The organism is Pseudomonas nitroreducens (assembly GCF_014204515.1).
GTDB classification, from domain to species: Bacteria; Pseudomonadota; Gammaproteobacteria; order Pseudomonadales; family Pseudomonadaceae; genus Pseudomonas; species Pseudomonas nitritireducens_A.
On record NZ_JACHLI010000036.1, the window covers coordinates 60,740 to 71,166 of the forward strand.

A 10,427-nucleotide genomic window follows, 5' to 3' on the forward strand; every position below is an offset into this window, starting at 1 on the left:
TTGGATATCACGGACTCTGCCGGTTTCGACATGCCGGCCGGTTACGCCCTCGCGAGGGTTGATGTCCGAGTCGATGGACGCCCAGGTTTTATGGTGATGCTCTATGAGGTCGAAAGCCGCAACGTGGTCTTCCGGTGCAATGCAGCCATCATTGGAAAACCAGGCGAAGATGGCCGGCCGCCAATCCTGACCTCGTACAGCCGCTCCCCTTACCCGCAGCATGAACAGATCCGCAAGGGTATGCATTTCAAGCTGCAGACCGGATACATCCTTCCGCGATACGACATGGTACTCACCGGTAGGAACTGCAATGTTTTAGGAGGCGATCCTTTTCTGTTCGGTATGCAGATCAACGCATTGGTGGGCAGTGAGGTGCACTTTGCGATATGGAAGGCTCACGCTGGAGACCTTGTTCATGTGTCCAAGGATCGGCTCCTTGCCTGGTACAAAACCTTCTGGGAACCCAATAGTTTCTGCTCACTCGTAGCATTCGCCTCTTCAGCGCCCATCGACCCTTGGCTTCACTGGCGGGTAGACTTCGAAGCAGTCGCAAACCTCAATCCAGACCCACTGCCTCGTGGTATCTCGGAGCCCTTCACTCTAGATCGGATGCTGGAATCTCTATGAGCCTCGAAAACAATCATGTAGACCAGCTGATAGAGCTTGGCTTTTCCTACTGCGGGCCAATCTGCATCAGTGAGGACGACATCCAGTTCAAGCCTGAAACTCCAACTGGCAACTACAAAGGTGAGCAGGTCTATGCCTGGGTAGAGAGAATCGAAGATAGGTCTAAGGTTGTGTATGTTGGCCGGTGCGGAGGTGGAGTTAAAAGCCGATTCAACACGCATCGCGGTGGATTTAAGGACGGCTACTTCACGACCGGGACTGCCAAGGGGCAAGAATCAGGACGAAAGCTGGCAGGGTATTTCCGAAATGGACAGCGTAACGGGCGCAAATACTCGATTTACGCCAGAGCTTCTGATGTTGCCAATGTGTTCGGACAGCCTGTAAGCCTATCTCATGCTGAAGAGCGGGTGCTTATCGAGCGATTCCAGTCGCCCTGGAACTCAGAGATAGAGAGGAAAATGAAGCTCCAAGCAAAGCGGTGAGCACGACATTTCGGCCCTGATTGGCCTGGTGTGGGACGCCCAGCGCACTGCCATGATACGGCCGACTCAGGGCGTCTGGTAAGTGGGGGGCAGCGCTACACCCCACCCTTACCTGAGCAGCGGGTTTTTGTACCCAAACCGAGCGTTGTGCGCCGCCTGTCGCTCACGCTCTGCCTGGATCTGAGCGTTCAATCTTGGGAGCTGGCGCTCCAGGAACTCCGCGTGCAGCTGCGGGTGGTCGGCAGGTACTGCTTCCATGAAGTCGACACCATGCTCGACCGCGAGGTTTCTGCCCTGCTCCGAGAGGCTCATCTCGGCCAGCACCTGAATGTCCTTGGAAACCTGCTTTGACCATCCATCGGCGCCGAGGTCGCCGGCCAGGTACTTGCGGATCATCTGCACGCAGAGCTGGATTCGACCGAGCTCTTTCACCTTGTCCGGCTTGTACACCGCGTAGAAGTTGGAGACGCGCGCTTTCAGGCACAGCAGCGGGTTGATGATTGCGAACTCCACCCCGTCCACCGCGATCACGTCGATGCCGCGCGCCAGGTCAGAGTCGGCAATGCCCGGCACGTGTGATAGCACGTCGACGATGATCGACTCTCCCGAGCCTATGCGAGCGATGCGCGCGGCCCCGAGGTTGATGGTAGCCTGCTGCATGCCACCTTCCACTTCCGATGGCCGCTTGAAGCGAATGCCCAGGCGCTCTTCGCAGAATGACACTGCGCCGTTGGTGCCGGCGAAGTCCAGGTCATCGCTGAAGAGGTAGTTCAGGGTCGACGCTGAATTCTGCAGGCGCAGCGCCACGAACCAGAATGCCAGGGCCTGGCCGCCCACGATAACCAGCTGGTGTTGTTGCAGGATCTCGTCGACGTTGGTGCCCCCGTAAACGCGTTTGACCAGGTGGATGAATTCTTCGTGGTTCTGGATGAACTGGGAGGCGGAGACCATCAGGCTTTCCCTGCCGGCACGTAGCGTCGGTGGCCGACACCATAGCGAGCAAAAAGCGCCTCCATGTCTATGGTGGCCTGTTGGTCGATAACAGCAGCTGCTCCAGGAGCAAGGTTGCGACCTTCCTCCATCTTCTCGGCGCCCTGCCGTTCTTTGTCGACAAGAAGCGACTGAAGGCCGGCGCTTTCGGCCGGTATTGTGGCGATAGAAGGCTTCGCAGGGCCTTGGCCATCCGACATGGCTTAAGTCTCCACCGTCAGGGAATGCCTCGATACTATCAGCCTGCAAGGGCATTGGAACCCGTCTCGATGGAAGTATGCGACATGCGTTTCCAATAGAAGATCTGCTTTGGAAATGCCAGTCGTGCTAGTGTCCTCGCGTGATTCCAAGGATGCCGACATGCACGATCAGACTGTTCACGCCGCAATGAAGAGATGCTTCCAGGAGGCCAAGGCCAATAGGCAGATGAGCGCTGAGCGCGTCGCAGATGTCCTGGGAGTTAACGTCTGGCGCTTGTACAAGTGGCTTGAGACAGGTCGCTTGCCGATCAGCTACATCCCAGCATTTGAGCGCGCTTGTGGGGCCCACTACGTCACTGAAGCCCTGGCAAAGGCAAACCACGCGGTCGTTGCGGACTTCCCAGCCGGCAGGCGGCCAAGCGCCGCCGAGTTCCACGCAGTCCAAGTGAAGCTACTCGCTGCCACTGGAGCCCTGGTAGACCTCGAGATGGGTAAAGCTTCCGCAGAGGAGGCTGATGAGGCTATCTGGGCCGCACTGCAAGCGCTGTCGTCCCAGATGCTGAATGTGAAGTCAATGGCTGACCCTCAGCAGAGCCTACCCCTTTGAACGAACCCTGCTGGTGAAAAGTCTTGGCAGCTCAGACCTGGATCTCCCGACCGTCCTGGTCGACTATTTGCCGGAACCCTACCCCGAAGACATTCCCTTCTCGATACGACTCATGATGGTGGCCGTGGAACACCTTCCTGGCCCCTACTGAGCGCGCCAGTTCATCGATCTCAACGAACCCATGCCTGTGGCAGCTAGGCGCTTCATGCGTTACCAGGATCTCCGCAGATAGCATGGCGGTGCAGAAGTAGTCGTCCGGGTAGATAAAGCCCTGGGAGATCATCGCCATGTTCTCCTTCGCTTCTGGGTGAACACGACGCTGATCTATCTGCAGCAGGTACTCGTCCCGGTTCTGGGCGGAGCCGGATAGTGCATGAGGGTGCCACACTTTGCGGTCAAAAGTGCCGCCCAGCCCTGCGATCTCCACCCCGGCCACCAACTTGGCCTGGGCATGCAGGCTTCTCCCCTGTAAGGCATGGAGGTTATCCCAGTAGCGCTGCTCGTCGGCGTCATGGTTTCCGGGGATATACCAGACTTCACACACTGGAAGGATCGAACGCACGAGCACCGGAAGCGGAATAGCACACTCCACATCCCCCAGAAGTACGATGGCGTTGGGCTTCTGTGCCAAGACGGCTCTGACCAGGTAGTCGAGCTTTCCGTGCGGATCTCCGCAGAACCATATGGCGCTCATTCTTGCGCTCGCTTCCCCATGCCGTCCATCCAGATGTAAGTCTCTAGTCCCGCAATTTGTTGGAAAATCTTGTAAACCTGTAGTTTCTACAATACCATCTCGGCGCGTTGACACGGCTAGCACCGTGTCTACACTGCCAATACTATAACCAAACCAACAAATCTTCGCTGGGCTCCAGTTGCGCACCTAAAGTACGCATCCCCCTCACGAACGAGTCTGCGTAGCAAAACATTCAGAGCAAATATGGGCGCTACTCTAGATCAATTTGCAATGCTTCGGCTTGGCGACTTCAAAAGTCATGTGACAAAAATCCTCAAGGATTTCCAGTACGTCTATCTTCTGCAAAAAGATGCCGACGGAACTCTCATGCAGATAATCGACGTTAGAGCTAATGGTCTAGTCGACGACAAGAATCGTCTTTCCATTAAGGTTGGCGATAACTTCGAAGCGCGCGTTATGGCAAGTTTGGACGGCGGAAAGTTTAGGCTGAAGTCGCATTCAGTTAAGATCAATGTTGATAGTCTAGAAAACGTGTCTGTCGATAAAGACATGATGAGCCACTCTATCATCATGAGAGAAGACGATCAGATAGTCATGTTGAGTGGCTCTCACGAAAAGATTGAAGGCTCACTCTCGAAGGCCCTTGAAGCCATTGTGAAGCCTTACGCGAAGTGGTCGCACGATGGTGTCCTGAAGTTCAAGTCCACAGAGGCCTGATCGCTGAGGGCCATCGGAAGGCCCCATCAGACCTTCGCTTTCCAGACCGGCGCTGCATTTGCCAGAGTCATCGACTTCTGGCCTGTGAACCAAGCCATGCGGTCGATCTCCGCAGCTTCCATGGCGGCTTTCCCGTATCCCTTTGCGTCGCCTTCTTTCACTAGCGCCTCGATCAGCTGTTTCTCGAACCTGGTTGTGCTGAAATGTTCCAGCCAGTGCCGTAAGTCATCTACCGAAGGCAGATGTGGCATCGCCTCAAGCATCAGCGTCTGGCGCCGGCTCAGGTCATGGGCGAAGAAGTAGATGGCGTCCTTTGCGACCATCATTGGCCAGTTCGGGGCCTTTGCCGGGAAGAGACGCGGTGATGGGACGCCGTGCAGCATGCGCACGTAGCCTTTCGACCGCAGCGGCTTCTTCAGCCCAATTTGGATCTGGACATCATCAGTCCACCGGCCGGCCTTTCTGAGCTCCTTAACTGCCTGCTGCATTGCATAGTCGGAGCCGACACCGGGAGTCAGCTTCTGCTCTGCCCTGTTCATGAGCAGACGAAAGACGTAGTCCTCAGCCGATACAGGTTGGGTTAATCCTGGAAATTTCGCGGCGCTTACCGCCATGGAGGGGCTCCTTGCTCGAGTTGGATTGTCTTGTGCAGTTCATAGAGAGTCAGCCCTGGGGTAGAGCTTCATTTGTTCGTTCGTTTGAGTATGCTCTTCGCCCTGTTTCCAATGGGCTCTTTTGTTTGGAAATGACCGTGAGCAAGCACACCAGCATCCCAGGATGGCTCACCGACGCCTTAAACCGAGCTGGAATAGCCCACTTCTTCCCGGCGCCGGCCGGAGACACTAGGACACTCATCTCTCATTGCGGCCGTGAAGTGCAACCAGAGTCAGAGTCGACTGGGAAATGCACCCGCTGCACCATGCGCGAACCCGCAGAGCGGCCTGATACCCCTCGCCAATTGCGCGCTTGCGCGACTACGCTCTGATCTTCCGGTCGATTAAGCTGCGAATCCCACACAGACAAGGAGACGTTACATGGGATGGTGGAACACGATTTTTGGGGGCAAAAAGAAGAGTCCGCGCCGTTTAGAGCAATCGCTCGCGGCAAATGGCAGTCTGGATGACGGGTTCTTTACTTCCATGAACCCACCGTTCATGGGGCGTGGCTTTCCTTCACCAGATGGGCGCTATGTCGTTGGATGGGCCGTTACTGGAAACTCTCAGTCTGCAGGAGAGGCACCCAACCTCGTCCTCTGGGCCAGGGAAACTGATGAGCTTGTGCAGCAGAGAACTCTGATTCGGCCAGGTCGGGCCACAGTGTCTAACACCGGCCTGATCGCAGCAGAGGACTGGCTGAGTGATCAAGAACTGTCTGGTCGCTTCGTGGTGCTATCCAAAACTGGCGACCTGGTCATTGACCACCGCCTGGGGGCGAACATCTTCGTCAGCGGCATTTCCCCAAATGGGCGATATGCCTTCTGTCAGACAGCTGGACACGTCAAGAAGTACGTCGACGGCGGCACTGTGTTCTTCTTCGACTTGGACACCGGATCGTTGCTCTTCCGCAAGGAACTGCACAAGCAGTGGCCTAAGAGTTACCGCATTGATGAGAAGAAAGGACAGCTGATCGCCAAGTACGAAGATGGCAGCCAGGTGCGTATAGCTCCTGACGAGGTTGATCAGGTTGGCAGAGACGCTGACGATCTCTGGGCAGTGTGCACGCAAGCCGAAGAGCTCCTTGAGCAGAAAAGCCAGGACTTACTCCGATTGTCGGAGGTTGAAGAAGCTATCAACCGGCTGAGGGCTGCCACCCTTCTCCACCCTCGAGTTGACGCACAATCGAATCGGGTTCTCGGTCAGGTGTTAGAGGCCCTGGGTCGGCAAGCAGATGCCTTGATAGCTTGGGATGCTGCTTTGGCTATTGACCCCAAAATCGGTGTGAAGCGAAAGGCAGAAGCGCTGCGTAAACGCCTTGGGTTGCCGCCAGCTGGAGCCGGCGGTACTGTGCCAGCCCCTGAGACTCATTCGGAGACCCCAAGTGACTGAGCAACTCCCAGCAGTCTACATCGCCGGCATCAAGCATCTCTTTTCGAAGAACGCGCGGCGTAGCTTCATCGAAGCTGACGATCCTCTACTGCTGAGCGTTCAGGAGCATGGGATTCTCGAACCTCTCGATGTGCGCGTGGTTCATGATCGACTCGAGGTTCTCAGGGGTGGCCGGCGCCTGGCTATTGCTGAGCGCCTTGGATTGGCTGGTTTGCCAGTGAGGGTATGGGACGTGACTGATGAGGAGGCCCAGGAAATTATCCTGCTCGACAACATTGACGGATACCTGCCTTCGCCAGCGGAACAGTTGCACAGCCTTCAGGCTCTGCACCGCGAATTTGGAGCGGATACTGTTCCTGCTCTCCCGAGCGCGAACGATTCAGTTTGAATCGCCCGAGGCCTGGCCGGCGGCCGCAACGAATCCACTTTGCTTCAGCAAATCGTTGAACACCTGCCGGCCGTTGCGCCCGCCACGTTTTTTCGAGGCACGGTTCCACCAGGCGGACGCTGGATGAGGCGTATTTCCTACGGCGATGCCCTTCTCGCGTAACGCGAGCACCAGGCCTTCGTCGCTTGCAACCCGCCAGGCTAACTTGCTGCAGAACACCACCAGGTTCGGTCGCAAGCAAGCCACGACATGGGCAACGGTGGCCGAACTCACCTTCCGGTCGACCTCCTTCACCTGGATCGAGTCGCCTGTCTTCTCAGCCGGCCGCTGGAAGAAGTTCATGTAAGCCAGGCTCTCGAAGGGCGCGCGGCCGGCGCCGAAGCCTGTGCGCTGCAGTTCCGTGGACAAGTTGCGGTAGATCGTCTTCGACTTGCCAGCCCAATTGAGCTCAATTCCTTTTCGGATGATCGACCTGGTACGCATCCATCCAATATCGGTTGCGGTGTCGAGAGAAACGCCTGCGTACCACGCTTCGGCATCATGATGGTAGGTAGTCGTCTCCATCAGGTAGTGGCTCTCACCCAGGAGAAGAACTTTTAGATCCGCACTCGCGAAGCCGGCTCCGACCCATGGCATCAGGTTTGGATAGAGAGCCAGGTGTGGTGCAGCGGAGAGCTGCTCGTCATAGCGGGCGTCCAGCATAGCGAGTCCTATTGAAGGTACTTTTCGCAGTGCGAGGGGATATTCGGATACGGGACGTCGTCCTCAGTTCCACCTTCTCGAAGCGTCTTGGCTACGTCATTGCCGTAACCCATAACAATCCGCATGCATTGAGAGCGCTCATTCGAACTCGCGTCCGCAGCACTGACAGTGCTTCCTGGATTCGACTGCCAGGAAGTTGAGCTGGTGGTTCCTGTGGAACTGGGCGGTTTTGGTGTCGCGGCCAGGGAGGTGGTTCTACTTGGCTCCGGAGCCTTTTGTGTCGCAATCACGGCTCCGGAGGGGGGCTCAGGATTTGCACTGGGAGCCCCTTTGTAGAAGAGGCCAAGGCCAATTATGAAGCCGCCACCCAGGGCGAGAATTCCTAGCTCCAGCGCACGAATCTTTTCCATGCTCAGCTTCCTTGCAGTGCAGAGTGGTTGACGATTCTCGCAGTAATGGCCTCTGGCCGCAATTCAGCGCTTGGCGCGCGCCTTACGAACAGCCTCTTCGATGACCGGGCGCTCCCTCTCCATCTTGTGGAGCCTCAGGGCTACCTCGCCGACGAGCTCATCGAAACTGACGTAGTTCTGCTCAAGCCGATTCTCGAAGATCGCTTCCAGCTCGGGCTGGCCGCTGACATCCAGCTCCTCGGTGAAGTTGGGGACATCTGGAACGATGTCTACCATCGGCCCATGGTGCATGTCCCCATCGAAGTAGATACGGAGCACCCGGTGGAAACCGTCGAAGTTCCCTGTAAGGTGCAGAGTTCCAGACCCCGCCAGAAGCTGCGCACGGTTTGCTGTGAAGCCGTATGCCGTACCGAGGCGGATCACCTTGGAAGCACGACTGAACAGCATCTCCTTGTTGTGCAGGCCATGCTGGATGTACAGATCTGGAAGCTGCAGTCTATTGAGCTGATCGCGAAGCCCTTTAAGGTCGGAGGCTAGGATCTTTCCCTGTGGGTCGGAAGGCCCTCTAAAGCACCTGATCAGGCGAAGAATCAGACCCATGACCTGGGAAGTGTGTTTCGTGGAGGTGAGGCTCATGGAATGAGTCCTGGCTGGTGCACCTCCTTGGTGGCGTTATGGTTGAACTACTCTTCGTCGTTACGGCGGCGGCCGGCCAATAGTCCTGCAGGCTCATCGGCCATGGCACCATGCACGGCGATAGATAGGATTCTGTTGAATTGGTCAGACTTCGGAATATTCACACCCTGGGACTCAAGGTACTCAAGTCGCTTCTTCATTACTTCGTACTCTTCGTCGGTCATAGATCCTCCCTTTTGTGTGCAATTTCATAGAAAAAGATGGCCTTTGGCAAGGCGACGGTTAACATAACCTTCACCCCACAAGATCGAGCTGCACCCATGCACTGGAGCACTATTGCCCTGGGCTATTGCGCGGTGGCCATGAGTCTGACCGCGCTGTACCGGCGATATCCGTCGTTTCTCGAGCAGGACATGAAAGAGCCAGGGATTGCCAATTCGGAGATCACAGCTCCTGCAGCCGGCCAACGCAACGGGCGCGATTATGAAGACTGTATAAGGGTGGCAAACGCCCTGCTGTGGCCCATCTTGCTACCACTGACCACCCTGGCCAGCCTATGCCGTCTCCTGCAAAGCACAAACGGCTAGCCAAGCCATGGGCTTCGGAGGGTGTTTGTTCTATGGGCCTGAAGCGGTTGGGAGGCAGAAGCTGTTATAGGGCCTGTCGATGGGGCAGACAGGCAATTGGTGGCGACTCGCGCTTACGCGCCTGCCCTGCTCCCCTACGAGCCTCTCTTTACAGAGACCTCAGGAGCAGAACAAGCCATTTATGACGGCGCTGGCGCCTGATTGGTGGCGACCAGAGAGCAACCGTCTCGATCTCCGGCTAGATGTCCAGGTAGTGCTCAGGCCCAAGAGCGGCCGGGGCAATCCTCTGGATCGACCAGTTCCAGTGGAAGAGATCCTCGCCATCCATCTGCCATCCATTCTGCAGGTGATCTCGGATCATCCCATCGATGCGCTGTTGCGTTTCTGCAGCATCCGGGTATGGGGGAAGCCCCTCATCTTTGCGCTCGACCAGTCGGATCTCAAGCTCATTGAACTTGAACTTGGCAGCAGCAAGGTTGAAGTTTCGGCGAATCAGCGGGCCAGACTTAGGGCTCGGATTCTCCTTCTCAAACATACCTCGAAGGAGTTCGATGGCCTCCTCCTTGCTGTGTTCGTGGACGATCTTTAGCTGCTCGACGCGCCGCTCGATCTGGAACTTGCACTCAGCTTTCAGCTGGGCCGAGGTGGTGATGAAGTCGATGGCCGGGTCGTGGTGGCAGCAGAGCTTAGTGCTGGCATCTGCAGCCGGCACTTTCATCTTGTTCACACGCCATTGGAAGCCAAGCTCGTTCCATTGAGGGTGGGTGACGATCAGGCCCACGTTGTTGGCGCCTGAAAGGATTTTCCACCAGGTTTGAGCGATGCAAAGCTCCAGCTGGACATTGGCAGTGACCACCTCCTCCGCTTCGAATGGATTCTCGATGGGGATTGGCTCATCACTCTCGATGACTTCGTACCAGGGCTGCGACAGCGCCAGTGGCGGTGGGAAGATGAGCGCTGACTTGCCTTCAGACAGCCGCTTGAACAGCGCCGACGTCTCGAGATTTACCTCGGGCAGATCATCGACAAGGCGGATGATTCGGAGATACCGGCTGTGGATGTCAGCCTTGATGTCGGTAGTCATGTCCTCCCTCCTGGTGCACTACGCTCGTGGCAACCCTGTAATAATTACCACGTAGGACAATGCCATGTGGAAAGTGTCATGCAAACTTGGCAATTTCGCATTGCCAATTGTCAGCTTTCCTTCAGGCTCGAACGTAAAAAGCACTCTCTCGGAGGGCACCTGGTGGTTTGGCCCCCTGTATCTGAGGACAGGGCCTCACGCTTAAACTAGGAGATAGTCTTGTGACTGGTTTTAAGCGTATGCCCAATGGAAGTGATG

Annotated in this window: 15 protein-coding genes; 7 read left to right on the plus strand and 8 right to left on the minus strand. The window is 56.5% G+C overall.

The features are described 5' to 3' along the window. On the plus strand, nt 1-627 hold the full coding sequence (locus HNP46_RS30185) for a hypothetical protein (RefSeq protein ID WP_184596480.1): 627 nt from the start codon (nt 1-3) through the stop codon (nt 625-627). Continuing rightward, the gene (locus HNP46_RS30190; RefSeq protein WP_184596482.1) at nt 624-1,109 is read left to right on the plus strand and encodes a hypothetical protein; all 486 of its coding nucleotides are present in this window, start codon (nt 624-626) and stop codon (nt 1,107-1,109) included. The genes HNP46_RS30185 and HNP46_RS30190 overlap by 4 nt, the downstream gene beginning before the upstream one ends. Before the next feature lie 108 nt (nt 1,110-1,217). Here HNP46_RS30190 and HNP46_RS30195 read toward each other — a convergent pair whose 3' ends face one another. Both HNP46_RS30195 and HNP46_RS30200 read right to left on the minus strand, forming a co-directional pair. Continuing rightward, the gene (locus HNP46_RS30195) at nt 1,218-2,060 is read right to left on the minus strand and encodes a hypothetical protein (protein WP_184596484.1); all 843 of its coding nucleotides are present in this window, start codon (nt 2,058-2,060) and stop codon (nt 1,218-1,220) included. Further along, nucleotides 2,060-2,299 (minus strand): hypothetical protein, encoded by a 240-nt coding sequence (locus tag HNP46_RS30200; RefSeq protein WP_184596485.1) that lies wholly within the window; start codon nt 2,297-2,299, stop codon nt 2,060-2,062. The genes HNP46_RS30195 and HNP46_RS30200 overlap by 1 nt, the downstream gene beginning before the upstream one ends. Before the next feature lie 160 nt (nt 2,300-2,459). Here HNP46_RS30200 and HNP46_RS30205 point away from each other — a divergent pair, with 160 nt between their 5' ends. Continuing rightward, complete coding sequence (locus HNP46_RS30205) at nt 2,460-2,906, plus strand: hypothetical protein (RefSeq protein ID WP_184596487.1); 447 nt, start codon at nt 2,460-2,462, stop codon at nt 2,904-2,906. A 31-nt stretch (nt 2,907-2,937) separates the two neighbouring features. On the opposite strand, the gene HNP46_RS30210 is transcribed toward HNP46_RS30205, so the two are convergent. Next, nucleotides 2,938-3,600 carry a metallophosphoesterase family protein gene (locus tag HNP46_RS30210; protein ID WP_184596488.1) on the minus strand — a complete coding sequence of 221 codons (663 nt, stop codon included), beginning with the start codon at nt 3,598-3,600 and terminating at the stop codon, nt 2,938-2,940. Between the two features lie 243 nt (nt 3,601-3,843). Here HNP46_RS30210 and HNP46_RS30215 point away from each other — a divergent pair, with 243 nt between their 5' ends. Next, nucleotides 3,844-4,317, plus strand: coding sequence for a hypothetical protein (locus HNP46_RS30215; RefSeq protein WP_184596490.1), 474 nt, complete (start codon nt 3,844-3,846; stop codon nt 4,315-4,317). A gap of 26 nt (nt 4,318-4,343) precedes the next feature. Here HNP46_RS30215 and HNP46_RS30220 read toward each other — a convergent pair whose 3' ends face one another. Continuing rightward, a complete protein-coding gene (locus HNP46_RS30220; protein ID WP_184596492.1) occupies nt 4,344-4,931 on the minus strand; it encodes a hypothetical protein in 588 nt (195 codons plus the stop codon). Nucleotides 4,932-5,351: 420 nt separating this feature from the next. On the opposite strand from HNP46_RS30220, the gene HNP46_RS30225 reads away from it, so the two are divergent. Together HNP46_RS30225 and HNP46_RS30230 are read left to right on the plus strand one after the other, a co-directional pair. Continuing rightward, nucleotides 5,352-6,362 carry a tetratricopeptide repeat protein gene (locus HNP46_RS30225; RefSeq protein WP_184596494.1) on the plus strand — a complete coding sequence of 337 codons (1,011 nt, stop codon included), beginning with the start codon at nt 5,352-5,354 and terminating at the stop codon, nt 6,360-6,362. Continuing rightward, the gene (locus HNP46_RS30230; protein ID WP_184596496.1) at nt 6,355-6,750 is read left to right on the plus strand and encodes a ParB/RepB/Spo0J family partition protein; all 396 of its coding nucleotides are present in this window, start codon (nt 6,355-6,357) and stop codon (nt 6,748-6,750) included. The genes HNP46_RS30225 and HNP46_RS30230 overlap by 8 nt, the downstream gene beginning before the upstream one ends. Here HNP46_RS30230 and HNP46_RS30235 read toward each other — a convergent pair. The 3 genes from HNP46_RS30235 to HNP46_RS30245 all read right to left on the minus strand — a co-directional run bounded on the left by HNP46_RS30235 (nt 6,742) and on the right by HNP46_RS30245 (nt 8,722). After that, entirely contained in the window at nt 6,742-7,452 is a 711-nt protein-coding gene (locus HNP46_RS30235; RefSeq protein WP_184596498.1) for a hypothetical protein, read from the minus strand. The two genes, HNP46_RS30230 and HNP46_RS30235, sit on opposite strands and share 9 nt — an antisense overlap. A gap of 473 nt (nt 7,453-7,925) precedes the next feature. Further along, entirely contained in the window at nt 7,926-8,498 is a 573-nt protein-coding gene (locus HNP46_RS30240; RefSeq protein WP_184596500.1) for a hypothetical protein, read from the minus strand. 47 nt (nt 8,499-8,545) lie between these two features. Next, complete coding sequence (locus HNP46_RS30245) at nt 8,546-8,722, minus strand: hypothetical protein (protein WP_184596502.1); 177 nt, start codon at nt 8,720-8,722, stop codon at nt 8,546-8,548. A gap of 96 nt (nt 8,723-8,818) precedes the next feature. Between HNP46_RS30245 and HNP46_RS30250 the strand changes: the two genes are divergently transcribed. Further along, nucleotides 8,819-9,085 (plus strand): hypothetical protein, encoded by a 267-nt coding sequence (locus HNP46_RS30250; protein WP_184596504.1) that lies wholly within the window; start codon nt 8,819-8,821, stop codon nt 9,083-9,085. Between the two features lie 238 nt (nt 9,086-9,323). Here HNP46_RS30250 and HNP46_RS30255 read toward each other — a convergent pair whose 3' ends face one another. Then, nucleotides 9,324-10,169 carry a hypothetical protein gene (locus HNP46_RS30255; RefSeq protein WP_184596506.1) on the minus strand — a complete coding sequence of 282 codons (846 nt, stop codon included), beginning with the start codon at nt 10,167-10,169 and terminating at the stop codon, nt 9,324-9,326. Nucleotides 10,170-10,427: the final 258 nt, after the last annotated feature.

What these genes read in the sequence shown, in the direction of transcription:
- HNP46_RS30190 (WP_184596482.1), top strand. Translation starts at nt 624, where the DNA reads ATGAGCCTCGAAAACAATCATGTAGACCAGCTGATAGAGCTTGGCTTT.
- HNP46_RS30195 (WP_184596484.1), bottom strand. Translation starts at nt 2,060, where the DNA reads ATGGTCTCCGCCTCCCAGTTCATCCAGAACCACGAAGAATTCATCCAC.
- HNP46_RS30200 (WP_184596485.1), bottom strand. Translation starts at nt 2,299, where the DNA reads ATGTCGGATGGCCAAGGCCCTGCGAAGCCTTCTATCGCCACAATACCG.
- HNP46_RS30205 (WP_184596487.1), top strand. Translation starts at nt 2,460, where the DNA reads ATGCACGATCAGACTGTTCACGCCGCAATGAAGAGATGCTTCCAGGAG.
- HNP46_RS30210 (WP_184596488.1), bottom strand. Translation starts at nt 3,600, where the DNA reads ATGAGCGCCATATGGTTCTGCGGAGATCCGCACGGAAAGCTCGACTAC.
- HNP46_RS30215 (WP_184596490.1), top strand. Translation starts at nt 3,844, where the DNA reads ATGGGCGCTACTCTAGATCAATTTGCAATGCTTCGGCTTGGCGACTTC.
- HNP46_RS30220 (WP_184596492.1), bottom strand. Translation starts at nt 4,931, where the DNA reads ATGGCGGTAAGCGCCGCGAAATTTCCAGGATTAACCCAACCTGTATCG.
- HNP46_RS30225 (WP_184596494.1), top strand. Translation starts at nt 5,352, where the DNA reads ATGGGATGGTGGAACACGATTTTTGGGGGCAAAAAGAAGAGTCCGCGC.
- HNP46_RS30235 (WP_184596498.1), bottom strand. Translation starts at nt 7,452, where the DNA reads ATGCTGGACGCCCGCTATGACGAGCAGCTCTCCGCTGCACCACACCTG.
- HNP46_RS30240 (WP_184596500.1), bottom strand. Translation starts at nt 8,498, where the DNA reads ATGAGCCTCACCTCCACGAAACACACTTCCCAGGTCATGGGTCTGATT.
- HNP46_RS30245 (WP_184596502.1), bottom strand. Translation starts at nt 8,722, where the DNA reads ATGACCGACGAAGAGTACGAAGTAATGAAGAAGCGACTTGAGTACCTT.
- HNP46_RS30250 (WP_184596504.1), top strand. Translation starts at nt 8,819, where the DNA reads ATGCACTGGAGCACTATTGCCCTGGGCTATTGCGCGGTGGCCATGAGT.
- HNP46_RS30255 (WP_184596506.1), bottom strand. Translation starts at nt 10,169, where the DNA reads ATGACTACCGACATCAAGGCTGACATCCACAGCCGGTATCTCCGAATC.